Below are 23,017 nucleotides of genomic sequence, written 5' to 3'. Positions count from 1 at the left end.
TCCACTGCGGAGCCGTACAAATGCACGGCCAGCAACGTCGACTCCAGATGGCGCTCGATGACGCTAAGCACCTCTGATAGTTGAGTCGAAATTTCGGCGGTCACCGCTTCCCTCATGATGTCTAACGCCTGAATTAAGCCGTGCCGCGAAGCGGCATCGGCTTGAACGAATTGTTAGACATCATTTGCCGACTACCTTAGTGATCTCGCCTTTCACGAAGTGAACAAATTCTTCCAACTGATCTGCGCGCGAGGCCAAGCGATCTTCTTTTTGTCCAAGATAAGCCTGTCTAGCTTCAAGTAAGACGGGCTGATGCTGGGCAGGTAGGCGCTCCATTGCCCAGTCGGCAGCGACATCCTTCGGCACGATTTTGCCGGTTACTTCGGTGTACCAAATGCGGGACAACGTGAGCACTACATTTCGCTCATCGCCGGCCCAGTCGGGCTGCGAGTTCCATAGCTTCAAGGTTTCATTCAGTGCCTCGAATAGATCCTGTTCAGGAACGGGATCAAAGAGTTCCTCCGCAGCTGGACCTACCAAGGCAACGCTATGTTCTCTTGCTTTTGTCAGCAAGATAGCCAGATCAACGTCGATCATGGCTGGCTCGGAGATACCCGCAAGAATGTCATTACGCTGCCATTCTCCAAATTGCAGTTCGCGCTTAGCTGGATAACGCCACGGGATGATGTCGTCGTGCACGACAATGGTGACTTCTATAGCGCGGAGAGTCTCGCTCTCGCCAGGGAAAGCCGAAGCCTCCAAAAGGTCATTGAGCAAAGCTTGCCGTGTTGCTTCATTAAGCCTTACGGTCACAGTAACCAGCAAATCAATATCGCTGTATGGCTTCAAGCCGCCATCCACTGCGGAGCCGTACAAATGCACGGCCAGCAACGTCGACTCCAGATGGCGCTCGATGACGCTAAGCACCTCTGATAGTTGAGTCGAAATTTCGGCGGTCACCGCTTCCCTCATGATGTCTAACGAAATGAGTTGAGCCGTAGACCGCGTAGCGGGATATCGGTTCCAACGATCAGTTCGACCTGCGCCGTTGCGGTGAGTGCGGCCATGTCACTTTTCTCCCTTTGCATTTGCTCGCAAAACCCGACAAATTTCTGATTGTGCTCACGCTGCGCCACTGGCATGTCCGCTCAAGCTCGCTTGTGCCGCATGCCAGTGGCGCAGCGCAAGCTACCAGAAAAGTCCCGTTGTATACAGCGCTGGCAAATGGCATATCCTGACGAGTTTTTCCCAGACGTAGCAACGGTGTCGGTGGAACTTTGTTTTAGGGCGACTGCCCTGCTGCGTAACATCGTTGCTGCTCCATAACATCAAACATCGACCCACGGCGTAACGCGCTTGCTGCTTGGATGCCCGAGGCATAGACTGTACAAAAAAACAGTCATAACAAGCCATGAAAACCGCCACTGCGCCGTTACCACCGCTGCGTTCGGTCAAGGTTCTGGACCAGTTGCGTGAGCGCATACGCTACTTGCATTACAGCTTACGAACCGAACAGGCTTATGTCCACTGGGTTCGTGCCTTCATCCGTTTCCACGGTGTGCGTCACCCGGCAACCTTGGGCAGCAGCGAAGTCGAGGCATTTCTGTCCTGGCTGGCGAACGAGCGCAAGGTTTCGGTCTCCACGCATCGTCAGGCATTGGCGGCCTTGCTGTTCTTCTACGGCAAGGTGCTGTGCACGGATCTGCCCTGGCTTCAGGAGATCGGAAGACCTCGGCCGTCGCGGCGCTTGCCGGTGGTGCTGACCCCGGATGAAGTGGTTCGCATCCTCGGTTTTCTGGAAGGCGAGCATCGTTTGTTCGCCCAGCTTCTGTATGGAACGGGCATGCGGATCAGTGAGGGTTTGCAACTGCGGGTCAAGGATCTGGATTTCGATCACGGCACGATCATCGTGCGGGAGGGCAAGGGCTCCAAGGATCGGGCCTTGATGTTACCCGAGAGCTTGGCACCCAGCCTGCGCGAGCAGCTGTCGCGTGCACGGGCATGGTGGCTGAAGGACCAGGCCGAGGGCCGCAGCGGCGTTGCGCTTCCCGACGCCCTTGAGCGGAAGTATCCGCGCGCCGGGCATTCCTGGCCGTGGTTCTGGGTTTTTGCGCAGCACACGCATTCGACCGATCCACGGAGCGGTGTCGTGCGTCGCCATCACATGTATGACCAGACCTTTCAGCGCGCCTTCAAACGTGCCGTAGAACAAGCAGGCATCACGAAGCCCGCCACACCGCACACCCTCCGCCACTCGTTCGCGACGGCCTTGCTCCGCAGCGGTTACGACATTCGAACCGTGCAGGATCTGCTCGGCCATTCCGACGTCTCTACGACGATGATTTACACGCATGTGCTGAAAGTTGGCGGTGCCGGAGTGCGCTCACCGCTTGATGCGCTGCCGCCCCTCACTAGTGAGAGGTAGGGCAGCGCAAGTCAATCCTGGCGGATTCACTACCCCTGCGCGAAGGCCATCGGTGCCGCATCGAACGGCCGGTTGCGGAAAGTCCTCCCTGCGTCCGCTGATGGCCGGCAGCAGCCCGTCGTTGCCTGATGGATCCAACCCCTCCGCTGCTATAGTGCAGTCGGCTTCTGACGTTCAGTGCAGCCGTCTTCTGAAAACGACACTATTCTCGATCTCATACCATAACAATGAGTTTCGATAAGAAAGGATGCTCATGCGACCGTCCGTTGTGCTAGACATGAAGCGAAGCGCCGTGCGTGAAGTGGTGAGCCGCTTTCGCACGACTAACCCGCGCATCTTCGGCTCTGTGCTGCATGGTACCGACCAGGATGGCAGCGACCTCGATCTGTTGGTCGACGCACTGCCCGGTGCCACGTTGTTGGACTTGGGCGATTTGGAAGAAGAGCTGAAATCGCTGCTCGGCGTTGACGTCGATTTGCTGACACCCGGCGACCTGCCGCCGAAATTTCGGGCCAAGGTGCTCGCTGAGGCGCAGCCGGTATGAGCGAAAACCGTCTCCCCGATTACCTTGACCACATCCAGCAGGCCGCAGCCGATGCGTGCAGCTTCGTGGAAGGGATGGCCAAGGACGACTTCTTGGCCGACAAGCGCACCCAGCAGGCCGTCATCATGAGCCTGATCGTCATCGGTGAGGCCGCCACGAAGGTGATGGACGGCTACGCCGAGTTCACCCAGGCACACGCCGAAGTGCCGTGGCGCAGCATGCGCAACATGCGTAATCGCATGGCCCACGGCTATTTCGACATTAACCTGGATGTGGTGTGGGAGACGGTACAGGAATGGCTGCCGGCGTTGCTCAAGCAACTGCCCGTCGTGCGCCAGGATGCCGACGATGAAGACCGCAACGGCGACGGGATGGAGTCGTGACCAACGATAAGACGGAGAGCACCCCGTGTTGATCGGCTATGCCCGCGTCTCGACGCAAGACCAGAACCTTGACCTTCAAAGCGAAGCTTTGACCAAGGCTGGCTGTGAGAAGATTTTCAACGACAAGATCAGTGGCAGTCGAGCTGAGCGCCCAGGACTTACCAAGGCATTAGAAATGCTGCGTGAGGGTGACACGCTCGTGGTTTGGAAACTGGATCGTCTGGGCCGCAGTGTCAAGAACTTGGTTGATCTGGTTGGCGAACTTCACCAGCAAGGTATCCAGTTCAAGAGCCTGACCGATGCCATTGATACTGGCACGCCCTCTGGACGCTTCTTTTTTCACGTCATGGCCAGCTTGGCCGAAATGGAACGGGAGCTGACAGTCGAGCGCACCCGCGCAGGGCTGGAAGTTGCCCGCCAGCTTGGCCGAAAAGGCGGTCGCCGACGGCAGATGACCGAAAGCAAGATCGAGTCGGCGAAAAAACTACTGGCTAATGGCGTCCCGCCGCGTGACGTGGCTATGAATCTTGGTGTGTCCGTTCCTACCCTGTACCGCTGGATTCCAGCCTCTGGACGCGTTTAATCTGTCTTTTGTTCAGTGAGAGAATCAGCGGAGCCTTTATCTTGGCGAAGGTCGTTGGTTTCCTCCGGGCTTTGCTCGAATAGCATCTCGATAGAAACGGAGTAAATCGTACGCTGAGCTAATTCAGAGCACTTTTGCTTTGCCGACTTTGCCCAAAAGCGACAACAACCCCGACGACGTCGAAACTTCTGAAATGCCTTTGTCGTTGCCGAAAAAAGCACTAATGACCTGCTCGTTCAGGCTGACCGCCGATTTTATCTTTTGCTGTGCGACAGTCTGCTCAAGTGAATTGCCGCCCAGCGCAGCCGGGTCAAGAACAATCCATTTCCCGTTGTCGTTGATAATCTGCGGCTTGAAGGTGGACGCGGGGTTTGGGTTCAGGACTTCCTTTGACAAAGTAAAAACGGAACTTTCCGAAGGGGATCGACCAGAAAAAGACGAGAACTTCGAGGGGAGCGATATTTGCTCCGCGCCTGTGTCCGAGAACTTGATGACCATTTGTTCCATGAACTCAAAGTCGCTCGTGTTGCTCAAGGCGCCATTGCCCGGATCAAGGGTGTAGCGCAAGAATCCCTGATCGAGCCGGGTGCTATTGATCGCATCGCTATTCAAAATACGAGAAGCAGTGGCTGTATCTTTTTCGTTAAAGCTGACCGTACGCAAATGCCCTTCAAAATCGAAATTATTGCCATTGTTGAAATTGTAGATGGCACGTCCATTATTACTCTGGCGGTAATTTCCCAGTGCAAATGCCAAATGATCCACATTCTGGAGGTCCGCGCTTTGCTGGTGCGCATAGTCATACATATCCGACAGAAGCGCCCGGTCGCTCGTGGTCAGGAAGTTTAGAGGACTCATACCAATATGGTTGAGGTCCATCCCATTAACGCCTGAGATCACGGGCGGCTCAACGCCGTTGTTTTCGGTTCCGAACAAGCGCGACAGCATCAGAGCTCGACCGACGCCTGCGGCTGTCGATTTATTGCTTTGCGCTGCAGGCAGCAAAGAATCAGATTGTTTAGCCACTTCCGGATTTGAAGAAAGCAGCATTTCGATCAGGCTCTTGGGGTCTTCACCTTTTCCCTCGGCCTGGTGCGTACGGTAGTTGAAGTCCCAGCTAATCTTTGACCCCAGATCGCTGGCGTAATCTTGTGGATATTGTGCTTGCTCTATTGCAGGCAATTCCTTGAAGTGATCAAGGACGGAGCTGAAAAAATTCGTTAGTTTCCCTGTGCTGTTGTATTCGGCCATGGCTTTTGCCGCCACTTTCTCTCGCCATGCTTCTTCCTGATCGTAAGACTCTCGCCAAGCAGCGTGGCGCTCATTCACCGTATACGTACCGCTGTCGTCGTAAATAATGTTCGACAACTGTTCTCGCGATAGACCGGAAAATGGGTTTTTTATAGCGTTTCCGCCTCTAGCGGCGTCGTTGACGAATGCCGTTGCCTGCTTGGCCCTGGCCAATAACTCTCGATCGCCGGTCTTCGGAACCTCGCTATCGTGCCGCGCTTTGTTGGCATAGTACGCATCGCCGACTGTCTGATTCAGGATGCTTTTTGCCTTGTCGGCCAACTCTGAACGTGTGAGTGTTCTATCCCGTTCCTCGGCTCTGCTGGTGCTCGCTGCCAGCTGACGGGCCAGCGTAGAAATGGTTTGCATACCGCTAGATGCACCCTGATTTGGCGAGGTGTCAGAAGTTTGCTCGACCGCAGACGTCACCTTGGAAGCCATCGTGCCGCCGGTTTGCGCGAATAGCATTTCGATCAGGTTCATGGGGTTTTCGCTTTTCCCCTCCGCCTGGTGCGTGCGATAGTTGAAATCCCGGCTTATTTTTGACTCCAGATCGCTGGCATAATCTTTTGGATATTGCGCTTGCTCGATCGTGGGCAGCTCCTTGAAGTGGTCAAGGACGGAGCTGAAGAAATTGGTCATTTTCCCCGTCCGGTTATATTCATCCATGGCTTGGGCTGCGACTTTTACACGCCAAGCCTGTTCCCTATCATCCGATTCATAGTAAGCCGCTCTACGTTCATTGATGGTGTAGTTTCCGCTGTCGTCATAGATGATGTTGGACAGTTGTTCTCTCGACAGGCTACCAAAAGGGTTTTTCACCGATCTGCTGCCCCTGTCCGAGCTAGTGACGAATTCCGTTGCTTGCTTAGCTCTTGCTAACAACTCTGGATCGTCAGTCTTAGGAACCTCGTTGTTGTACTTGGCTTTGTTAGCTTGGTAGGCGTCACCAAGTATTTGATCTAGCAAAGAGTTCGCCTTGTCGGCCAATTCTGAACGGCTGAGCATTTTGTCCCGAGCCTCTGCGCGGCTGGCACTGTCCGCCAATTGGCTGGCTAGCGTGGAAATCGTCAGCGTGCCGCCGCCTTGGGTGCCTGATGCGCCCTGATTTTTCGAGGCGTCAGAAACAAGCTCGGTCGCCGAAGCCGCCTTGAACGCCACCGCATTGCCTGTTTGGGCAGTGGAATACGAACCAATAGAGCTGACCATAACTGCCTCCGTGAGCCTGGAACCTGTGCGAAAAAACGAACCGGCCGTAATATGAAAAACCCGGCAAAAATCACCGGGCTTTTTGGACGATGCTCAAATTGCCTATTTCATTACGAAATCGACCGTCCATGCATAGGTGGTCAGGTTGGTAGAGGTATGGTGGCGGTGCAGATCGCTCCGCCGCTAGCCGTTGCGGTCTTGTTCCATTGCGGGATTTTGTAGCCGCCGGGTTGCAGCGCATTGACGAAGGTTGTGCTGAACACGCAGGTCTTGGAACCGATTTTATAGCGGACGTTTGCATAGTTGACGTCCGGGCTGATCAGGCTGGTGACGGCGTAAGAGTTAGAGCCTAACTTCGAAACGGTCGTGGCCGGTTTTGGAGAGGCGTTGGCGTATGTGCTTGATTCGTTGCTGGTGACAATCGCATAAGTTGCATCTGTGGTGGTGTTGTTATTTTTGAAGGTCACCGTTACAGGTGGCCCCGCAATTGCAGCCGTGGCGGCGAAGATGGAGGTGGCGGCGAGCAGTTTTGGCAACAATTTCATGGATTACTCCTTACGGTTGGTGAGTCAGTGGCGTTTTTTGGCTCTTGGGGTAGTTCATTGGCTTGTTGCGGGCTTTGCTCGAATAGCATCTCGATCAAGCTCATGGGGTCTTTGCCTTTACCCTCTGCCTGGTGCGTGCGGTAGTTAAAGTCCAGATCAATCTTGGACTGTAGGTCACTGGCGTAATCTTTTGGATATTGCGCTTGCTCGATGGCAGGCAGTTCCTTGAAGTGGTCAAGTACGGCACTGAAAAAATTGGTCAGTTTCCCCGACTCGTTATATTCCGCTATGGCTTGAGCTATTACCTTCTCGCGCCATGCTTCTTCCTGCTTGGATGATTCCATCCAAGCAGCGCGACGCTCATTGACTGTATAAATGCTACTATCATCATTGATGATATCTGATAACTGTGCACGCGATAGACCGGAAAAAGGATTTTTCTCATTCCCGGTATTACTGCTTCTATTAACAAACTCTGTGGCTTGCTTGGCCCTAGCCAACAATTCTGGATCGCTGGTCTTTGGAACTTCGCTGTCGTGTATTTTCTTGTTGGCTTGGTAAGAGTCTCCTGATATTTGACCCAGAAGGTTTTTCGCCTTGTCAGCCAATTCCGAGCGGGTGAGTGTTTTATCCCGCTCTTCGGCACGGCTGGCGCTCGCGGCCAGTTGTCGGGCCAGCGTGGAAATCGTCAGCGTGCCGCCGCCTTGGGTGCCTGATGCGCCCTGATTTTTCGATGTGTCAGAAACCTGACCGGTCGCCGAGGCCGCCTTGAGGCTCGACGTACCCCCTGTTTGGGCTGCGGAATACGAACCAACAGAGCTGATCATCATTTCCTCCCCGTGAGCCTAGAATTTATGTATCCAGTCTTATCTTAGCATCATGCTAAAAATGAACGGCAGATGTTTTCGCATCGAAACTCTCCGATGGACTGCGTTCCGCCCAAGGACGTGACCAAAAATCTCGACGTGTTCGTTCCAACACTATACCGCTGGGTGCCAGCCTCGGCGCATGCTTAACGTACTTTAAATTCCGTTTTCTGAGACGACCCCTGCTCGATCTCAAAGGCGTTGGGGTCGGCCCGCCGTGGTGGCGACACCTTGCTGACTGTTGCTGACTTTTTTGGGGTCGATTTTTTCGCCGCCATGCTCATGCTCCTTGTGTTGACCGAATGAGGCACCGAACCCGAAGCCAGCTCGCCGCGCCGATGCCATCAGGCTTGCCGGTCAGCTCGGTGGCGACCCACTCGCTCCAGGTGTGCCCCGTTTTTTCTGCCAGCCGGTCAATGGCCAGCCAAAACACCCGCTCAAGCCGAATGGTGGTGCGGTGGGGGGCCGCGATGTGTCTGATGGCAGGGAGGTGGGGAGGAAGGGGAGGGGAGGGGGAGTAAAGCATGACAGGTATTAACTCGCAATGGAACCGCTGTAACCCGCGCCACCATTGGCTTTGGCGCTGTTTTCGATTTTTATTCTGTGCTTCAGGAAATGGGCATCAGGGTTGACTTGAATCTGCTCTTCTTCAAGCTCCAGCGTGTAGCCGGTGGCCCTTTGGACTTCCTTGATGATGGCCGGGACATACAGCTTTCTGGTGGCCACGAAACCATCATGCTGAAGTAGCACCAGGTCATTGGGATGCATTTCAATGGCGACCATCAGCGCCTTGGCTTCAGCGCCTTGAATGAGATGGGCGAGTAGCTGCGCCTTCTTTTCCTTCCCGCTGATGGCTTTGCCATAGGCGTTAGTCAAGCTCCCATTGGCTGTGCGTGGCCAGTTCTTCAGGATGACCGACCGCGCCCTCGCAACATCTTTCACGATGGCTCTGAAAAGATCGACCTCATACAGCCGCTTTGCCGCTTCTTCCCCGATCTGCTGGGGGATGGCATTCTCATGCCACGCCGATGCCTTCGCGCCGTACATGATGGCGAGTAGGCAGACCTTTGCATCCTCGACACTGATGCCCGCCTGACTTGCAATCGCCTGTCGGGTGGACTTCTTGTTGTTTAGGTAGTGGGCAATGGCTGTGCATTGATAGCCATAGTGCGCCGCCATCTGCCTGATGATCTCGAAGTGGCAGTTGGAAAAGTCATATTCCCACTTGCCTTCCAGCGCCGCCTCTTTGATCAAACCCGATGCGTTTTGCAGGTTGACCTCATTGGCATACCAGCGGCCGCTGGGTGACTCCGTGTACTGCTGCGCGATATAGCCACGGCCCGCCACATCGGTTTTGGCCAGCCTGATGATCTGCGAAGTAAATTCATACAGCCGGTTGATGACAGTCAGTGACGGGTATTCCGTGGCCAGATCATGCGGTGCGCGACCAGCATCCCATTCGCCTTTGATGAACCTCAGCCACTTTCGCAGCCTCTCAAGATTTTCCAAATCAACCGGCACATGGCGCAGCTCCTTGGATGCTTTCGCCGCTCTGGGTGCCCGCGCTGCCTTGCCCCTCGTATCAGTTGATGCAAGTGCGCTCGGTAGCGTCTTTTTAGCCTTCAGAATCTTGCCCTCCACGATTAGCAGTCTGGTTTCTGTGCGCCAGCGCCGATCAAGGTATTTGTCTCGGCTCCCCTGCACCAGGTCTGTGAACCAATAACCCTTGGTGTAGTTGTCATCAGTTCTTACGCTGCCTTCCATCTTGTGCAGCCAGTGGTCTGACACCCTGAAGAATCCCAGCCTGTCGTTGACGACTTTGAACCCACCACGGCCGAACCATTCATCAAGCTCCTCGTAGCCGAAGCTCATGGCATCCTCATAGTGAGGGTGCCGCCTGCGCGGGGTACGACCCAGCCAGGTCATTTTGGCCAGCGCGTGCTGATGACGAACTGGCTCCGACTTGAAGCCGGGAATGGTTTTTTGAAGGTGCATCAAAAAATCCTCTGGGACAGTTCCCTGTCTTGCCATCTGTTCCCCTCATGGCGCTGTTGGCCTTTTGGTTGATGTAGTGCCAGGTGATCAGGCGCTGAATACCCGCTCCACATTGGAATAGACCGCCCCGGCCTTGCTCTTGGACTGCAACACCAGGATGTTGCATTCCTTGTCGATAAGGTCTTCCAGGTCGAAGCCGCCTTGCAGCTCCTTGTCGGTCAGCTCCCGGCCCAGGATTCCCTCGATGACCTCGGCCAGCTTGGACTGCTTGCTCAGTTGCGGTGCTGTTGACCGCATGACCCGCTCACCATCGAACTGGCCGCCCTTGATGGTGAACTCGAAGCCGATGCGCTCCCCGTAGGTGTTGGCAAACTGCTTGAGGTTGGAGACAGTGGCCCGGTAGGTGCCATCCTTGATCAGCGCGGCCGGTGTCGCCGCCTTGGGTTTGACCTTGAAGACCATTTTTTGACCCCTTCCTTTTTTAACGAACGGTCGATTGCTAAAAAACACCTCTTGCTCTTCCTCCCAAAGCTCCGATAATCGCTAAAAATGGAGTGCTTGATGACTAGACTTTTAGCGTTCAGTGTCTTTGCTGGCCTACTCGCCTCTTCTGCACATGCGGTCTCTTTTTCAGACTGCATAGAGTATTCATCCGAAATAAATAAGTTTTTTCCTCAAAGAATAGACAAGCTCACTACTGTGACTGGAACAACTTGTGTTCCAGGCCGAAAGAAGCCATCCCTTATGTATCGTATGCGGATGGACATTAAAAAATCAGAAGCAGATCTAAGCAAAAAACAAGAACTGATTGACACGCAACTAAAAAGTTGGTGTAGCGATCCTCGGCAGATCGAATTATTCAAGCGGCTAGACATTAAATATGCGTATGTCGATAGCTCGGGGGATTTTATTTTTGAGACTCACCTTGCCATTGAAAGTTGCCCTCGCTGAATTCATCGGCTAGTGGTGGGAAACATTGCTCACCAGACCCCAAAAAGCCGGGTCAGCCAGCCAGCGACACAGCGCCGCCGCAGTGGTGGGGCTCATGGTTCTGACCAGTGCGATCTGCTCGGTGGGTTTGCCCTTCAGACGCAACAATGCCCCGGCCGCCTCACCGACTGCCAGGGCATCCACTCGATCAGGCTTCAGCCGCTTGGACTGCCTGATGACGGGGGGGGAGAAAAGGCGCTTCAGCTCAGATTGCAGCGACAAGCGAACTCCTTTTCAGCAGCAGGTGGATGGTTGCCGGTGCCCAGGTCTTGCCGGTCTTGGTGGGGATGCCGCGACCGTTCAGGTTGTTGGCAATGGCTTGCAGGGTGCTGCCGCTCGACCGCGCCGCTTGAATCTCAGCCACGATCTCAGCCTCCTGTTTGACCTCGACCAGGCGACCCTCGATGGCCTCAAAGCCGTAGGGTGTCTGGTTGGTGTATTTCAAGCCGCTGCGCTTCTTGTGTTGCAGGGCTGTCGATGTGCGATCAGAAATCATCCGGCGCTCAAGTTGCGCCATGCCCGCCATGAGGGTGAACATCATTTCGCCCATTGGCGTGGTGGTGTCGATCTTCTCAGTCAGGCTGACCAGGTCGCCCTTCTTCTTGGAAACTAGTTCGCTGATTTCAATCAGGTGCTTGGTTGACCGCGCCAGGCGTGACAGTGAATAGCTAACCAGCGCCATGCCCTTCTTCAGGAATGCCAGCGCCGCCAGCAGCTCCTTGCGCGTGTCCATGCGCTTGCCGCTGATGCCAGCATCGACATAGACCTTCACCAGCTCGTAGCCATTGGCCTTGCACCAGGTCACGATCTTGGCTTCCTGCGCCTCCAGGCTCACGCCTTCATTCGCCTGTTTTTCGGTGCTGACCCTGATGTACCCGATGGCCTGTTTCATGGAACTGTTTTCCTTTTAACTGGATACTATGTTATCACATACTTTTAGCCGTGCATACATATGCAACAGTGGAAAAGGGTGCTGATGCCCCTTTGCTTTCAGTCGCCCAGCCCCTTGATCAGCAGCAACTCGGCCTACCTACCTTTGCAGGTTTCGCTGTTCAGCTCGTACTCGAAAAGGTATTCAGAATTTCGAGCCAAAACAACATAGGTCAACGCTGCACCATACTCTTTGATCATGACGCTCATGATCAGAGATGAGCAGGCGGCGTAGTTGATGTTCGATGACTTGAGTGCATTCATGTCATGAACCGAAGCCTTGCTCTCCACCAGCAGTAGGCGTGACTGATACCGAATCCGCTTGCCCAGGCCAACAACAGACGTTATCTCAACATTTTGGTTGGGGCGTATCGGTAACGCATTTGCTGTTTGCCGAACCATCTCCTTCAAAAAAGGTTCTGCCCCTCCCGCAGCCCGCACTGCCTGGTGTACCTCTTGAGGAGTCCTCACTTGGGCAGATGCGGCTGTCGCCAAAGAAAATAAAAGGCAAGCAAGTCGGAATTTCATTTCGTCAGCTCCTTGATCAACAGGCGCTCGATGATCTCGGTGGCGGTGCAATCCTGCTCGACCGCTGCCAGCCTCAGCTTCTTGTGCAGGTCTTCCCGCAAATTGACAGTCAGCCGCCGATAGCCTTCAGGCGCGAAGAAGGTTCGCCTCTCAGCCGCTGCGCTGCCTGCGCTTTTTGATGCGCCAGCCTCTGCGAATGCCAGCGCCGCCGCTGATGTGGTCTTGCCGCCCAGGGTGGGCTTGGCCAGGGTGGTGGTTTTGCTCATGGCTTCTTCCTCAGTAGCTTTTGAATCTCGTTGATCAGGCCGGTGATCTCAGCCCTTGCGTTTGGCTCTGACAGTTCGCCCACGGTCAGACCCGCGCCCAATGCCTCCATGTAGGCGACCCGCATCCCCAGCGCCGTGGACAGTGCGACCAGGCCCAGCTCCTTGGTGGCCAGCTCAGACAGTTCTTGCGCCAGCCGGGTGTGTGCCCGGTATCGCGTCCAGACCATGCGGGCGTTGACCGGCTTCACCTTCTTGGCTTCCTCGACCAGCGCCAGCAGGTCACTGGTGGCCCATATCTCGGCCGCTGATGCGCCCACAGGTATCAGGCACAGGTCGGCCAGCACCAGGATGGCCCTTGTCAGCTCTGCGATGCGTGGTGGCCCGTCCAGCACAATGAAGTCAGCATCTTGGTACTGCTCAACCTTAGCGACCAGTTCCCGGTGGTTTGTGGCGGTGTCTGCCACCAGGTTGCTAGCCTTGCCTGCCTGCTCCCGTACTGAAAACCAGCTCGCGGCCGTGCCTTGGGGCATGTCGCAGTCGATCAGCACGGTCTTGCCGATCTTGGATAGTTCGCCCGCCAGGTTGGTGGAGACAGTCGATCTCCCGGCCCCGCCCTTCACTTGGATGATGCCGATGGTCTTGGCGCTCATGGCCTTGTCCTGTTGGCTGTTGGCATTCGGTTTTCCTTGGCTTCAATCAATGGCTGTTGGTGGTGGGTGCAAGCCGGTTGGTGGGCAAGTCGAAGACTTGTCCCCAAAAGGCGCAGCTCCAACTACAGGTGTATTAACTACAGGGAATACAGGTTCTATATAGGGGCGCGACCATTTATGCGTGAAGGCGCGACCATTTATGCGTGGACAACCCCTCCAGGCGCGACCATTTATGCGTGGACAACTTCCACAATCCACAGCTTTTTGGGGATAACTCCCACCAGGTGCGTGACCGTTTATGCGTGAGTGGTTGGGGTGCTTCATGGGGTTGGCCGCTCCCTGCCTTGCGTGATGACGAACTCCAGCCCGTCATACTGCTCTGCCAGGCTTGAGGCTTCCTCTACGGCGTCCAGCTCAGTCTCCAGACCCGCAGTGCATTCAACTGGTCTGCCATCACGCCAGACCTCGACCATCCATTGCCCCGACTGTGCTCTCAGGATGAATGCTTCAACACGGTCATTCATGGTGCTTCCCTCTTGCTGATATGGGTCAGCGAAGGCTTGACCATCAGGCCCAGCTCGGTGGCCTCGACCTGAACCTGCCCGTAGACCAGCGTGACCTTCTTCAGCTCTGCAAGAAATGCCTGCTTGAAGTCTCGCAGCCGGGTGTAGTCAGACCCGAATTGCAGCGCCAGGGATGCCCAGGGGATGACGGTCGGCCGCTTCAGGTAGCTGGCCCGGTAGGTCAACCAGGTGTAAATGTCCAGCGCCATAGGCGACTGCTTCAGCGCCTTGATGGCCCGCATGTCGATGGGCACAGGCCGGTCTATGACCTCATTGAAGAAGTGCTCAGACAGGGTTACTGTTGATTTCCACAGGCCCGCCTGCTCAGGGTCTTTTGAGTGCCACCACAGCACGGACTTGTCGGCCAGCCGATAGCCCATGTCTGCGATCTGCTCCCCGTCCTCATAGCTGGCCGCCACGGTTGCAGAGAAAAGCCGCCGCGTCTGGTTCTTCAGTCTGGTGATACTGCCGTTGGCCCCGCCGGTTGGCTTCAGCCCCAGCTCGGCCATGAATGCCGACATTGAATCGCCCAGCTCCAGCTCCCTGCTTTTGGTCTTGACCGCCTCGGTAGTGACCCAGGCCAGCAGCAGGCGAGGCACAGACCCATAGGGCAGGCCGATCTTGGGGGAGGCCAGCAGGGACAGGGTGAACGCGCCGTTCTTGCGCTCAAAGTAGGTGCCATCCACTGCGCGGTGGGGCAGGGTGGCCTGAACCATCGCTCTGGCCATGAAGCCCAGCGCCCCGGCTTCCTGCGCTTGTTCATCTTCAATGGCCAGCGCCTGATTAATCAGGGCGTCTATGGCTTTGGGGGCCGGGTGGGTTGCCATCTTGCGCTTTCGGCTTGTTGGTCTTGATGTGATTGTATCCTGTTGTCATTGCATATGTATGCAACTATGCAATCAAATAATAAACACCACCCCCATAGACCCCGAAAAACTGTCGATCTGTGCGCCTCAGCGTGCCCGCCCAGCGAAGTGCTGGGGAGTACCTTTTCACCACCGCACCACCCCCTGATGCCGCTTTTTCTTGGAAACCTTTTGGAAACTGTTGTTAACCAGTAGGCCGGTTTTCGTGCGTACCAGCTTGCGTACTGGCCTGCCTTGCAGGGGTGTCTGGTGTTGGAAACTCCTTGGCTACTTTTGGCAACTTTGACCAGCTCGCCTATTGGCACTCGGCCACCAGGTCACGCGATGCCCTCACCTCAGCGTTGACCAGCTTGATCAGCTCCCGCAGCTTCTCCCGGTGCCCGCCCTTCCAGGCGTTGCGGGAAACCCGCTCCTTGCCTTCAGGCGTCCTTGGCCCGGTGGACTTAGCCCAGGGCCGCCACTGCTTCACCAGCTCGGCCTGCTTGCGCCTGCGCTCCAATGTCCAGCCGTTGACCATGATCTGCCTCCAATAGTTTGTTTGGCTCGGTTTCAGAATTTCCCGCGTGCGACCGTATGCCACTATGCGATGGTGTATGCGTGGCGGTGTTGTTGACCTGTTGATGGCCGTGGGCGATGTTGGCTTGCTTGATGTAGGGCATGGGGTTCTTGATGACCGCCAGCGCCTCAGCCGTTGATCTGGCCTGCGCTTGGGCCTTCAGCGCCAGGCGCATCAGCACCTCGATACCCTTGAAGGTGTCTTGCCGGTGCGACCGCTGCGCCATGTTGTTGAAGATGGCGTCCAGGGTCATCAGTTGGTTGGTCAGCATTCGCTCGACCCGGCCCATGTCGCCAGCGACCGCTTCATCCCCGGCCTTCCTCATTTCAACAACCAGGTCACGCACCTCCAGGTCATCGCCCGCGCTTGAGTAGCCTTTGAGAGTGAAGGCCGACAGGGTAGATGTTGTCGCCAGCTTCGCCAGGGACTGCGATCTGGTGTCTTCGTTCTGCTCGGGGTCGTCTCAGAAAACGGAATTTAAAGCACGCTAAGCCGGTTGGCTGTTCCGTTGCTTCCTGATGCGACTTGCTAAGCCATACAAAATTTTGTATAATTGCAGCATGACCGATTCCAAGCCCGTCGAGTTCCGGGGCAACTCCCTTGATGACCTTCGCGCCTTTCCGCTTTCGGCCAGGCGCGAGGCAGGTCATCAGCTCGACCAGGTACAGAACGGACAGGAACCGGACGACTGGAAGCCCATGAACACCGTGGGCCAAGGCGTGAAGGAGATTCGGATTCGGGATGCTGCCGGGGCGTTTCGGGTCATCTACGTTGCCAAGTTCGCTGATGCCGTCTACGTGCTTCACTGTTTCAAGAAGAAGACAGAGAAGACCAGTAAGGTTGATCTGGACTTGGCTGCCAAGCGTTACCGTGACTTATTGAAGGAGCTAGGCCAATGAGCAACCAACGATTTGCCAGCGTCTGGGATGCTATCGAGGACACCCCGGAAGAAGCGGAAAATATGAAACTGCGCTCCGTCCTGCTGACGGCGCTCAAGAACCACCTTACTCGCACCGAGATGAGCCAAGCGCAAGCGGCTAAGCTCTTTGGCGTGACCCAGCCGCGTGTCTCTGACCTGATGCGCGGCAAGATCAACCTGTTCGGCCTCGATGCACTGGTGAACATGGCGACGGCTGCCGGGCTTCACATCGAAATGCGGGTGCTCGAAGCAGCCTGACCTTCTCGAAACTCGCCGTTCTGCTCTGCCTCAAGCGAGAACGGTTTTTGAGAACATCCAGACCACATCGGCGCTGGACAGCGCCACATTCTCGGCAAGACTTCTTGCAAACCTTCGTTTGTGATTAACCAGCCAAGGCAACCGGCGCGGCACGGGAAATTAAGGCATTATGGTTCTCGAAAATAGTTCTTGAAATGCTATTTGTCATTTTCAGAAGACGACTGCACCAGTTGATTGAGTGTAGCGGCTGTTGTGCAGCCAGCTCCTGACAGTCCAATATCAGAAGTGATCTGCACCAATCTCGACTATGCTCAATACTCGTGTGCACCAAAGCGAGGTGAGCATGACGACCGACACCCCACGGATTCCCGAGCAAGGCGTGGCCACTCTGCCTGATAAGGCTTGGGAGCGTGCGCGCCGTCGTGCGGAGATCATCGGCCCGTTGGCGCAGTCGGAGACGGTCGGGCACGAAGCGGCCGATATGGCTGCTCAGGCGTTGGGCTTGTCTCGGCGGCAGGTGTACGTTCTGATCCGGCGAGCCCGGCAAGGCAGCGGCCTCGTGACGGACCTGGTCCCCGGCCAATCCGGCGGTGGCAAAGGCAAGGGGCGCTTGCCGGATCCGGTCGAGCGCATCATCCGCGAGTTGCTGCAAAAGCGGTTCCTGACCAAGCAGAAACGGACTCTGGCAGCGTTCCACCGCGAGGTCGCGCAGACTTGCAAAACGCAAAAGCTGCGGGTGCCGGCGCGCAACACCGTGGCATTGAGGATCGCCGGCCTCGATCCGCGCAAGGTCACTCGCCGGCGGGAAGGCCAGGATGCGTCCCGCGGCCTGCAAGGTGCTGGCGGCGAACCTCCTGCCGTGACAGCACCGCTGGAGCAAGTACAGATTGACCACACGGTCATCGACGTGATCGTGGTCGATGAGCGCGACCGGCAACCGATTGGCCGCCCGTATCTGACCATCGCCATCGACGTGTTCACCCGCTGCGTGCTCGGCATGGTCGTCACGCTGGAAGCACCATCTGCCGTCTCGGTCGGCCTGTGCCTGGCGCATGTCGCCTGCGACAAGCGCCCCTGGCTGGAAGGGCTGAACGTGAAAATGGAGTGGCCGATGAGCGGCAAGCCCAGGCTGCTCTACCTGGACAACGCGGCCGAGTTCAAGAGCGAAGCGCTACGCCGAGGCTGCGAGCAGCATGGCATCCGGCTTGACTATCGCCCGCTCGGGCAGCCGCACTACGGCGGCATCGTGGAACGGATCATCGGCACGGCGATGCAGATGATCCACGACGAACTGCCGGGAACGACCTTCTCCAACCCTGACCAGCGAGGCGACTACGATTCCGAAAACAAGGCCGCCCTGACGCTGCGCGAGCTGGAGCGCTGGCTCACATTGGCGGTCGGCACCTACCACGGCTCCGTGCACAACGGTCTGCTTCAGCCGCCGGAAGCGCGCTGGGCCGAGGCGGTGGCCCGCATCGGTGTGCCGGCCGTCGTCACCCGCGCCACTGCCTTTCTGGTCGATTTCCTGCCCATCCTCCGCCGCACGCTGACCCGCACCGGCTTCGTCATCGACCACATTCACTACTACGCCGACGCGCTCAAGCCGTGGATCGCACGGCGTGAGCGCTGGCCGTCCTTTCTGATCCGGCGCGACCCGCGCGACATAAGCCGCATCTGGGTGCTGGAACCGGAGGGGCAGCATTACCTGGAAGTCCCCTACCGTACTTTGTCGCACCCGGCTGTCACCCTATGGGAACAAAGGCAGGCGCTAGCGAAATTGCGGCAGCAAGGGCGCGAGCAGGTGGATGAATCGGCGCTGTTCCGCATGATCGGGCAGATGCGCGAGATCGTGACCACCGCACAGAAGGCCACGCGCAAGGCGCGGCGCGATGCGGATCGACGCCAACACCTCAAGGCGTTGGTTCCGCCGGACAAGCTGACTCCGCCAGAAACGGACGTTGCGGCCGCGCAGGCAGACAACTTGCCGCCCGCCAAACCGTTCGACCAGATTGAGGAGTGGTAGCCGTGGACGAATATCCCATCATCGACCTATCCCACCTGCTGCCGGCGGTGCAGGGGCTGGCTCGGCTGCCGGCGGACGAGCGCATCCAGCGCCTTCGCGCCGACCGCTGGATCGGCTATCCCCGCGCGGTCGAGGCGTTGAACCGGCTGGAAACCTTGTATGCGTGGCCGAACAAGCAGCGCATGCCTAACCTGCTGCTGATCGGCCCGACCAACAACGGCAAGTCGATGATCGTCGAGAAATTCCGGCGCACGCATCCGGCCAGCTCCGACGCCGACCAGGAGCACATTCCGGTGCTTGTCGTGCAGATGCCGTCCGAGCCTTCGGTGATCCGCTTCTACGTCGCACTGCTCGCCGCGATGGGCGCTCCCTTGCGCCCGCGCCCACGACTGCCGGAAATGGAGCAATTGGCGCTGGCCTTGCTGCGCAAGGTCGGCGTGCGCATGTTGGTGATCGATGAACTGCACAACGTCCTGGCCGGCAACAGCGTCAACCGTCGGGAATTCCTTAACCTGCTGCGCTTCCTCGGCAACGAGCTGCGCATCCCGCTGGTCGGTGTCGGCACGCGCGACGCCTATCTGGCGATCCGGTCGGACGACCAGTTGGAGAACCGCTTCGAGCCCATGATGCTGCCGCTGTGGGAGGCCAACGACGATTGCTGCTCGCTGCTGGCCAGTTTTGCCGCGTCGCTCCCGCTGCGGCGGCCTTCCCCAATTGCCACGCCGGATATGGCCCGTTACCTGCTCACGCGCAGCGAAGGCACCATTGGTGAATTGGCGCACCTGTTGATGGCGGCGGCGGTCGCCGCCCTGGAAAGCGGTGAAGAAGCGATCAATCACCGCACGCTCAGCATGGCCGATTACACCGGCCCTGGCGAGCGGCGTCGGCAGTTCGAGCGGGAACTGATGTGAAACCGGCAGCACGCTGGCCGCTGCATCCTGCTCCCAGGGAAGGCGAAGCCTTGTCCTCATGGCTCCAGCGTGTCGCCGCCCGCTACCAGATGGACTTGTATGACCTGCTGGAGCACGACCTTGGTCACGGCCGGGTCGATGACCTGGATACTGCGCCACCTCCGGCGCTGCTGACGGCCCTCTCCCTGCGCAGCGGCATTGAGCTGGAGCGGCTGCGTTGCATGAGTTTCGCTGGCTGGGTGCCGTGGCTGCTGGACAGCCTCGATTCCCGGATTCCAGACGCGCTGGAAACCTATGCGTTCCAGTTCTCGCTATTGCTGCCGAGACGCGGCCGCAAGACGAGATCAATCACGAGCTGGCGCGCCTGGCTGCCAAGCCAGCCGATTCACCGCGCCTGCCCGCTTTGCCTGAACGACTCGGAGGATCAAGCCATACTGCTCGCGTGGAAATTGCCGTTGATGCTGAGCTGCCCGCAACATGGCTGCTGGCTGGAATCCTATAGTGGCGTGCCGGGGCAGTTTCTCGGCTGGGAAAACGCCGATGCGGCCCCACGCACGGCCAGCGACGCGATGGTGGCAATGGACCGACGTACTTGGCAGGCGCTGACGACGGGTTACGTCGAGCTGCCGCGCCGACGCATTCATGCCGGCCTCTGGTTTCGGTTGCTGCGCACCCTGCTCGATGAGCTGAACACGCCACTCTCGCAGTGCGGGCCTTGCGTCTGGAGCATTCGCCATGTCTGGGCGTGCTGCGGCCATCTACTGCGCGCTGGACAAAGCCAGTGGCGTCCCTACGAGATTCTGGCCCCGGCGGTGCAGTTACAAATGCTGGAGGCGGCGGCTACCGCCATCGAGCTGATCGAATCGAGCGTGGTGCGTCCACACGGGGAGTTGGGAGCACTGTTCTTGTCGGAGCCGCACACCGGGTTCACCAATGGCCTGCCCGAGAAGAAACGTAAGCCTGAGCCTGTCGATCACTGGCGGGAGGCGGTCAAGGCGCTCAACGAGGCTATCGCCGAGGCCCGACATAATTGCGAAACGGCCCGCTCACTGTTCACGCTGGCGTCTTATGGGCGGCGCGACCCCGAGTCCCTGGATCGCTTGCGCGACACGTTTGCCCAGGAGGGCATTCCCCCGGAATTTCTGTCACATTATGTTCCTCGCGAACCCTTTGCATTCCTTAGTATGAATGACGGGTTAAGTGACAAAATTTGACGATCAAAACTTTCCAACCCACACTGTCACATAATCGAACGTATACGTGACGGGTGAAAAGGTGCTGATCGGCTACATGCGGGTATCGAAGGCGGACGGATCCCAGTCCACCAATTTGCAACGCGATGCGCTCATCGCCGCTGGTGTGAGCCTTGCGCACCTTTACGAGGATCTGGCCTCGGGCAGGCGCGATGATCGCCCAGGGTTGGCTGCTTGCCTGAAGGCGCTTCGTGAAGGGGACACGCTGATCGTGTGGAAGCTCGATCGGCTTGGCCGTGATCTGCGCCACCTGATCAACACCGTGCACGACCTAACTGCGCGTAGCGTGGGCCTGAAGGTCCTGACCGGTCACGGTGCGGCGGTCGACACGACGACTGCCGCCGGCAAGCTTGTGTTCGGTATTTTTGCCGCGCTGGCCGAGTTCGAGCGTGAGTTGATTTCCGAGCGAACAGTCGCTGGACTTATCTCGGCGCGCGCTCGCGGCAGGAAAGGGGGGCGCCCCTTCAAGATGACCGCCGCCAAGCTACGCCTGGCGATGGCCAGCATGGGGCAACCGGAAACCAAGGTGGGCGATCTCTGCGAAGAACTCGGGATTACCCGGCAGACGCTCTACCGGCACGTGTCGCCCAAGGGCGAACTGCGGCCAGACGGCGTAAAGCTGCTCTCCCTCGGTTCAGCCGCATAAATGGAGGCGACCTGGAACGGGGCGCTGTTCAGTGCGGCAACGATCCGATTACCGGTGTCGACCCAGAGCAGCCGTAGAGCTTTTGGGAAAGCTGTCGTTCAACGCCGAGTTCAGCGGCAGTTTTTAAGTTGTGATTTTATGGAATACTTTTGCGCAGCAAAACCATAAAGCCGCGACTTAAAAACTGTCCAGCGCAGGCACGAAGTGCTGGAGCGGTGCTGCAACGACTTGTTAGATGACTGAGTTTATTAGTGGGCACTTGCTTTGGAAAGCAAGTTTAAAACTACTACACCACTAACTATGAGCCCCATACCTACAAAGCCCCACGCATCAAGCTTTTGCCCATGAAGCAACCAGGCAATGGCTGTAATTATGACGACGCCGAGTCCCGACCAGACTGCATAAGCAACACCGACAGGGATGGATTTCAGAACCAGAGAAAGAAAATAAAATGCGATGCCATAACCGATTATGACAACGGCGGAAGGGGCAAGCTTAGTAAAGCCCTCGCTAGATTTTAATGCGGATGTTGCGATTACTTCGCCAACTATTGCGATAACAAGAAAAAGCCAGCCTTTCATGATATATCTCCCAATTTGTGTAGGGCTTATTATGCACGCTTAAAAATAATAAAAGCAGACTTGACCTGATAGTTTGGCTGTGAGCAATTATGTGCTTAGTGCATCTAACGTTTGAAATAAGGGGCGCCGAGCGCCAGCGAGGGGAGCCAAAAGCTTGCTTTTGGCCGTCCCGACTTGATTGAAGGGTTGGGCGATTTTGCCATTAGATTTTTTATAAATTTAGTGTGTTTAGAATGGTGATCGCATTTTTCTTGGCTTTTATGCTTGATGTTAAATTCGACCCCAAGTTTCCTGTAAGTGCGGACACAAAAACATATTTATGTCCTGATTTGCTTATAATAAACCCTTCAAACCATCCGTTTTGTAAGGTTCTATTTGCTGTGAATCCTGCACCAGTTTTCCCATACAGTTTTGTACTATTCTCCAGATCTTGTAGATACATGTTCTCTATGGTGTTTTCTATGGCTGAGTTTTTAACTGGGAGATTGTGATTAATAATTTTACGCAGGAATTGAATTTGTTCTTCTGGTGAAATTTTTAAGCTACTTTCGAGCCATGCTTCTGTTAATCCGTTGTTTCTTTCTTTATCTCCAGAGAAGTCTTGATTTCCATAATCAAAATCTTTGAGATAATTCTTGATTTTATTTAATCCAATTTTTTGGGTTATTTCTTGCGAAACCCAAACAACAGAAAATTGCATCCACGTCTTTGGTGTATGATTGCTGTTCCAGATCTCCATTCCTTTGGGGGTTTTATCCCATTTGAATATGGTTTTCTGATCTATTATTTCCGCATCAAATGCCATAAGTGATAATGCGATCTTGAAAGTTGAATCTGGTGCCATTTGCGTTGCACACTTTGCTTTATTGAATTGAGCAATTTCAGCGTTTGTGGATACATCGTAAAGTAAAAAACAACCTTCAGTTCCTTCAAATAATGGAGATGCAACAGTAGAGATATCTGTTGATGCACTGGCGCTGCTGTAGATAATATTTGCAATTATTAAAAAAATAGCGAAGTTGATATGTATTGTGTTTTTCATAATAAGTATTGGTTTGGTAAAGGGCTTAATTTTAACGGCTAACAATTAATGAGGCTCCGGGTTCGCCCAACGCCTGAATTAAGCCGTGCCGCGAAGCGGCATCGGCTTGAACGAATTGTTAGACATCATTTGCCGACTACCTTAGTGATCTCGCCTTTCACGAAGTGAACAAATTCTTCCAACTGATCTGCGCGC

At 56.1% G+C, this 23,017-nt stretch carries 28 protein-coding genes and 1 pseudogene; 12 read left to right on the top strand and 17 right to left on the bottom strand.

The genetic code is table 11. The annotated features are described in order from the left end of the window. Nucleotides 1-180: 180 nt before the first annotated feature. Nucleotides 181-972 carry an ANT(3'')-Ia family aminoglycoside nucleotidyltransferase AadA11 gene (locus tag ACFQPB_RS22565; protein WP_032495379.1) on the bottom strand — a complete coding sequence of 264 codons (792 nt, stop codon included), beginning with the start codon at nucleotides 970-972 and terminating at the stop codon, nucleotides 181-183. A 439-nt stretch (nucleotides 973-1,411) separates the two neighbouring features. Between ACFQPB_RS22565 and intI1 the strand changes: the two genes are divergently transcribed. The 4 genes from intI1 to ACFQPB_RS22545 all read left to right on the top strand — a co-directional run bounded on the left by intI1 (nucleotide 1,412) and on the right by ACFQPB_RS22545 (nucleotide 3,935). Then, the gene (gene intI1, locus ACFQPB_RS22560) at nucleotides 1,412-2,425 is read left to right on the top strand and encodes a class 1 integron integrase IntI1 (RefSeq protein ID WP_000845048.1); all 1,014 of its coding nucleotides are present in this window, start codon (nucleotides 1,412-1,414) and stop codon (nucleotides 2,423-2,425) included. 253 nt (nucleotides 2,426-2,678) lie between these two features. Continuing rightward, complete coding sequence (locus tag ACFQPB_RS22555; RefSeq protein WP_382228340.1) at nucleotides 2,679-2,969, top strand: nucleotidyltransferase family protein; 291 nt, start codon at nucleotides 2,679-2,681, stop codon at nucleotides 2,967-2,969. Further along, nucleotides 2,966-3,352: a HepT-like ribonuclease domain-containing protein gene (locus ACFQPB_RS22550; RefSeq protein WP_173309211.1), complete on the top strand. Its 387-nt coding sequence runs from the start codon at nucleotides 2,966-2,968 to the stop codon at nucleotides 3,350-3,352. The genes ACFQPB_RS22555 and ACFQPB_RS22550 overlap by 4 nt, the downstream gene beginning before the upstream one ends. Before the next feature lie 25 nt (nucleotides 3,353-3,377). After that, nucleotides 3,378-3,935 (top strand): recombinase family protein, encoded by a 558-nt coding sequence (locus ACFQPB_RS22545; protein ID WP_173309212.1) that lies wholly within the window; start codon nucleotides 3,378-3,380, stop codon nucleotides 3,933-3,935. 123 nt (nucleotides 3,936-4,058) lie between these two features. Here ACFQPB_RS22545 and ACFQPB_RS22540 read toward each other — a convergent pair whose 3' ends face one another. The 3 genes from ACFQPB_RS22540 to ACFQPB_RS22530 form a co-directional block, all read right to left on the bottom strand. Further along, nucleotides 4,059-6,434, bottom strand: a complete 2,376-nt coding sequence (locus ACFQPB_RS22540; RefSeq protein ID WP_382228336.1) for a hypothetical protein — start codon at nucleotides 6,432-6,434, stop codon at nucleotides 4,059-4,061. A 140-nt stretch (nucleotides 6,435-6,574) separates the two neighbouring features. Further along, on the bottom strand, nucleotides 6,575-6,979 hold the full coding sequence (locus tag ACFQPB_RS22535; protein ID WP_382201577.1) for a hypothetical protein: 405 nt from the start codon (nucleotides 6,977-6,979) through the stop codon (nucleotides 6,575-6,577). Continuing rightward, nucleotides 6,976-7,806 (bottom strand): hypothetical protein, encoded by an 831-nt coding sequence (locus ACFQPB_RS22530; RefSeq protein WP_382201578.1) that lies wholly within the window; start codon nucleotides 7,804-7,806, stop codon nucleotides 6,976-6,978. Before ACFQPB_RS22530 ends, ACFQPB_RS22535 begins: the two co-directional genes overlap by 4 nt. Before the next feature lie 105 nt (nucleotides 7,807-7,911). Between ACFQPB_RS22530 and ACFQPB_RS22525 the strand changes: the two are divergent. Next, nucleotides 7,912-7,995: pseudogene (locus ACFQPB_RS22525) on the top strand (recombinase family protein); the annotation flags it as partial. Between the two features lie 130 nt (nucleotides 7,996-8,125). Here the strand turns inward: ACFQPB_RS22525 and ACFQPB_RS22520 are convergent. The 3 genes from ACFQPB_RS22520 to ACFQPB_RS22510 all read right to left on the bottom strand — a co-directional run bounded on the left by ACFQPB_RS22520 (nucleotide 8,126) and on the right by ACFQPB_RS22510 (nucleotide 10,302). Continuing rightward, the gene (locus tag ACFQPB_RS22520) at nucleotides 8,126-8,371 is read right to left on the bottom strand and encodes a ribbon-helix-helix domain-containing protein (RefSeq protein ID WP_382228334.1); all 246 of its coding nucleotides are present in this window, start codon (nucleotides 8,369-8,371) and stop codon (nucleotides 8,126-8,128) included. Between the two features lie 8 nt (nucleotides 8,372-8,379). Continuing rightward, nucleotides 8,380-9,840 (bottom strand): hypothetical protein, encoded by a 1,461-nt coding sequence (locus ACFQPB_RS22515; RefSeq protein ID WP_382228331.1) that lies wholly within the window; start codon nucleotides 9,838-9,840, stop codon nucleotides 8,380-8,382. A gap of 87 nt (nucleotides 9,841-9,927) precedes the next feature. Then, a complete protein-coding gene (locus ACFQPB_RS22510) occupies nucleotides 9,928-10,302 on the bottom strand; it encodes a hypothetical protein (protein WP_382228328.1) in 375 nt (124 codons plus the stop codon). 99 nt (nucleotides 10,303-10,401) lie between these two features. Between ACFQPB_RS22510 and ACFQPB_RS22505 the strand changes: the two genes are divergently transcribed. Then, nucleotides 10,402-10,791 (top strand): hypothetical protein, encoded by a 390-nt coding sequence (locus ACFQPB_RS22505; RefSeq protein ID WP_382228325.1) that lies wholly within the window; start codon nucleotides 10,402-10,404, stop codon nucleotides 10,789-10,791. A gap of 9 nt (nucleotides 10,792-10,800) precedes the next feature. Here ACFQPB_RS22505 and ACFQPB_RS22500 read toward each other — a convergent pair whose 3' ends face one another. The 8 genes from ACFQPB_RS22500 to ACFQPB_RS22465 form a co-directional block, all read right to left on the bottom strand. After that, the gene (locus ACFQPB_RS22500) at nucleotides 10,801-11,052 is read right to left on the bottom strand and encodes a hypothetical protein (protein WP_382228323.1); all 252 of its coding nucleotides are present in this window, start codon (nucleotides 11,050-11,052) and stop codon (nucleotides 10,801-10,803) included. Next, nucleotides 11,036-11,722, bottom strand: coding sequence for a recombinase family protein (locus ACFQPB_RS22495; RefSeq protein ID WP_382228320.1), 687 nt, complete (start codon nucleotides 11,720-11,722; stop codon nucleotides 11,036-11,038). Before ACFQPB_RS22495 ends, ACFQPB_RS22500 begins: the two co-directional genes overlap by 17 nt. A gap of 134 nt (nucleotides 11,723-11,856) precedes the next feature. Next, on the bottom strand, nucleotides 11,857-12,288 hold the full coding sequence (locus ACFQPB_RS22490) for a hypothetical protein (RefSeq protein WP_382228318.1): 432 nt from the start codon (nucleotides 12,286-12,288) through the stop codon (nucleotides 11,857-11,859). Next, the gene (locus ACFQPB_RS22485) at nucleotides 12,285-12,554 is read right to left on the bottom strand and encodes a hypothetical protein (RefSeq protein WP_382228315.1); all 270 of its coding nucleotides are present in this window, start codon (nucleotides 12,552-12,554) and stop codon (nucleotides 12,285-12,287) included. The genes ACFQPB_RS22490 and ACFQPB_RS22485 overlap by 4 nt, the downstream gene beginning before the upstream one ends. Further along, nucleotides 12,551-13,204: an AAA family ATPase gene (locus ACFQPB_RS22480; RefSeq protein ID WP_382228312.1), complete on the bottom strand. Its 654-nt coding sequence runs from the start codon at nucleotides 13,202-13,204 to the stop codon at nucleotides 12,551-12,553. The genes ACFQPB_RS22485 and ACFQPB_RS22480 overlap by 4 nt, the downstream gene beginning before the upstream one ends. Nucleotides 13,205-13,524: 320 nt before the next feature. Then, complete coding sequence (locus tag ACFQPB_RS22475) at nucleotides 13,525-13,728, bottom strand: hypothetical protein (RefSeq protein WP_382228309.1); 204 nt, start codon at nucleotides 13,726-13,728, stop codon at nucleotides 13,525-13,527. Then, entirely contained in the window at nucleotides 13,725-14,594 is an 870-nt protein-coding gene (locus ACFQPB_RS22470) for a replication protein RepA (RefSeq protein ID WP_382228306.1), read from the bottom strand. Before ACFQPB_RS22470 ends, ACFQPB_RS22475 begins: the two co-directional genes overlap by 4 nt. Nucleotides 14,595-15,076: 482 nt before the next feature. Beyond that, complete coding sequence (locus ACFQPB_RS22465) at nucleotides 15,077-15,535, bottom strand: hypothetical protein (RefSeq protein WP_382228303.1); 459 nt, start codon at nucleotides 15,533-15,535, stop codon at nucleotides 15,077-15,079. A 214-nt stretch (nucleotides 15,536-15,749) separates the two neighbouring features. Here ACFQPB_RS22465 and ACFQPB_RS22460 point away from each other — a divergent pair, with 214 nt between their 5' ends. The 6 genes from ACFQPB_RS22460 (at nucleotide 15,750) to ACFQPB_RS22435 (ending at nucleotide 21,199) form a co-directional block, all read left to right on the top strand. Beyond that, on the top strand, nucleotides 15,750-16,088 hold the full coding sequence (locus tag ACFQPB_RS22460) for a type II toxin-antitoxin system RelE/ParE family toxin (protein WP_382228300.1): 339 nt from the start codon (nucleotides 15,750-15,752) through the stop codon (nucleotides 16,086-16,088). Then, nucleotides 16,085-16,366, top strand: coding sequence for a helix-turn-helix domain-containing protein (locus ACFQPB_RS22455; protein WP_265305317.1), 282 nt, complete (start codon nucleotides 16,085-16,087; stop codon nucleotides 16,364-16,366). Before ACFQPB_RS22460 ends, ACFQPB_RS22455 begins: the two co-directional genes overlap by 4 nt. A gap of 307 nt (nucleotides 16,367-16,673) precedes the next feature. Beyond that, on the top strand, nucleotides 16,674-18,389 hold the full coding sequence (locus ACFQPB_RS22450) for a Mu transposase C-terminal domain-containing protein (protein ID WP_465262286.1): 1,716 nt from the start codon (nucleotides 16,674-16,676) through the stop codon (nucleotides 18,387-18,389). 2 nt (nucleotides 18,390-18,391) lie between these two features. Beyond that, on the top strand, nucleotides 18,392-19,300 hold the full coding sequence (locus tag ACFQPB_RS22445; RefSeq protein ID WP_020684702.1) for a TniB family NTP-binding protein: 909 nt from the start codon (nucleotides 18,392-18,394) through the stop codon (nucleotides 19,298-19,300). Next, nucleotides 19,297-20,514: a TniQ family protein gene (locus ACFQPB_RS22440; RefSeq protein WP_043314372.1), complete on the top strand. Its 1,218-nt coding sequence runs from the start codon at nucleotides 19,297-19,299 to the stop codon at nucleotides 20,512-20,514. Before ACFQPB_RS22445 ends, ACFQPB_RS22440 begins: the two co-directional genes overlap by 4 nt. A gap of 76 nt (nucleotides 20,515-20,590) precedes the next feature. After that, nucleotides 20,591-21,199: a recombinase family protein gene (locus ACFQPB_RS22435; RefSeq protein WP_152960984.1), complete on the top strand. Its 609-nt coding sequence runs from the start codon at nucleotides 20,591-20,593 to the stop codon at nucleotides 21,197-21,199. A 248-nt stretch (nucleotides 21,200-21,447) separates the two neighbouring features. Here ACFQPB_RS22435 and qacE read toward each other — a convergent pair whose 3' ends face one another. Together qacE and ACFQPB_RS22425 are read right to left on the bottom strand one after the other, a co-directional pair. Beyond that, nucleotides 21,448-21,780: a quaternary ammonium compound efflux SMR transporter QacE gene (gene qacE, locus ACFQPB_RS22430; protein ID WP_010890145.1), complete on the bottom strand. Its 333-nt coding sequence runs from the start codon at nucleotides 21,778-21,780 to the stop codon at nucleotides 21,448-21,450. A 211-nt stretch (nucleotides 21,781-21,991) separates the two neighbouring features. Beyond that, nucleotides 21,992-22,822, bottom strand: coding sequence for an OXA-1 family oxacillin-hydrolyzing class D beta-lactamase OXA-4 (locus ACFQPB_RS22425; protein ID WP_032491311.1), 831 nt, complete (start codon nucleotides 22,820-22,822; stop codon nucleotides 21,992-21,994). Between the last annotated feature and the right edge of the window lie 195 nt (nucleotides 22,823-23,017).

The sequence above is a fragment of the Hydrogenophaga atypica genome (genome assembly GCF_042665215.1).
Taxonomy (GTDB): domain Bacteria; phylum Pseudomonadota; class Gammaproteobacteria; order Burkholderiales; family Burkholderiaceae_C; genus Hydrogenophaga; species Hydrogenophaga defluvii_A.
Note: the sequence above shows the minus strand (reverse complement) of the source record. Positions and strands in the feature narration are given on the sequence as shown.

Excerpts from the sequence above, each read along its gene's own strand:
- ACFQPB_RS22565 (WP_032495379.1), bottom strand. The coding sequence starts at position 972 with ATGAGGGAAGCGGTGACCGCCGAAATTTCGACTCAACTATCAGAGGTG.
- intI1 (WP_000845048.1), top strand. The coding sequence starts at position 1,412 with ATGAAAACCGCCACTGCGCCGTTACCACCGCTGCGTTCGGTCAAGGTT.
- ACFQPB_RS22555 (WP_382228340.1), top strand. The coding sequence starts at position 2,679 with ATGCGACCGTCCGTTGTGCTAGACATGAAGCGAAGCGCCGTGCGTGAA.
- ACFQPB_RS22550 (WP_173309211.1), top strand. The coding sequence starts at position 2,966 with ATGAGCGAAAACCGTCTCCCCGATTACCTTGACCACATCCAGCAGGCC.
- ACFQPB_RS22540 (WP_382228336.1), bottom strand. The coding sequence starts at position 6,434 with ATGGTCAGCTCTATTGGTTCGTATTCCACTGCCCAAACAGGCAATGCG.
- ACFQPB_RS22535 (WP_382201577.1), bottom strand. The coding sequence starts at position 6,979 with ATGAAATTGTTGCCAAAACTGCTCGCCGCCACCTCCATCTTCGCCGCC.
- ACFQPB_RS22530 (WP_382201578.1), bottom strand. The coding sequence starts at position 7,806 with ATGATCAGCTCTGTTGGTTCGTATTCCGCAGCCCAAACAGGGGGTACG.
- ACFQPB_RS22520 (WP_382228334.1), bottom strand. The coding sequence starts at position 8,371 with ATGCTTTACTCCCCCTCCCCTCCCCTTCCTCCCCACCTCCCTGCCATC.
- ACFQPB_RS22515 (WP_382228331.1), bottom strand. The coding sequence starts at position 9,840 with ATGCACCTTCAAAAAACCATTCCCGGCTTCAAGTCGGAGCCAGTTCGT.
- ACFQPB_RS22510 (WP_382228328.1), bottom strand. The coding sequence starts at position 10,302 with ATGGTCTTCAAGGTCAAACCCAAGGCGGCGACACCGGCCGCGCTGATC.
- ACFQPB_RS22505 (WP_382228325.1), top strand. The coding sequence starts at position 10,402 with ATGACTAGACTTTTAGCGTTCAGTGTCTTTGCTGGCCTACTCGCCTCT.
- ACFQPB_RS22495 (WP_382228320.1), bottom strand. The coding sequence starts at position 11,722 with ATGAAACAGGCCATCGGGTACATCAGGGTCAGCACCGAAAAACAGGCG.
- ACFQPB_RS22490 (WP_382228318.1), bottom strand. The coding sequence starts at position 12,288 with ATGAAATTCCGACTTGCTTGCCTTTTATTTTCTTTGGCGACAGCCGCA.
- ACFQPB_RS22485 (WP_382228315.1), bottom strand. The coding sequence starts at position 12,554 with ATGAGCAAAACCACCACCCTGGCCAAGCCCACCCTGGGCGGCAAGACC.
- ACFQPB_RS22480 (WP_382228312.1), bottom strand. The coding sequence starts at position 13,204 with ATGAGCGCCAAGACCATCGGCATCATCCAAGTGAAGGGCGGGGCCGGG.
- ACFQPB_RS22475 (WP_382228309.1), bottom strand. The coding sequence starts at position 13,728 with ATGAATGACCGTGTTGAAGCATTCATCCTGAGAGCACAGTCGGGGCAA.
- ACFQPB_RS22470 (WP_382228306.1), bottom strand. The coding sequence starts at position 14,594 with ATGGCAACCCACCCGGCCCCCAAAGCCATAGACGCCCTGATTAATCAG.
- ACFQPB_RS22460 (WP_382228300.1), top strand. The coding sequence starts at position 15,750 with ATGACCGATTCCAAGCCCGTCGAGTTCCGGGGCAACTCCCTTGATGAC.
- ACFQPB_RS22455 (WP_265305317.1), top strand. The coding sequence starts at position 16,085 with ATGAGCAACCAACGATTTGCCAGCGTCTGGGATGCTATCGAGGACACC.
- ACFQPB_RS22450 (WP_465262286.1), top strand. The coding sequence starts at position 16,674 with ATGCTCAATACTCGTGTGCACCAAAGCGAGGTGAGCATGACGACCGAC.
- ACFQPB_RS22435 (WP_152960984.1), top strand. The coding sequence starts at position 20,591 with ATGCGGGTATCGAAGGCGGACGGATCCCAGTCCACCAATTTGCAACGC.
- qacE (WP_010890145.1), bottom strand. The coding sequence starts at position 21,780 with ATGAAAGGCTGGCTTTTTCTTGTTATCGCAATAGTTGGCGAAGTAATC.
- ACFQPB_RS22425 (WP_032491311.1), bottom strand. The coding sequence starts at position 22,822 with ATGAAAAACACAATACATATCAACTTCGCTATTTTTTTAATAATTGCA.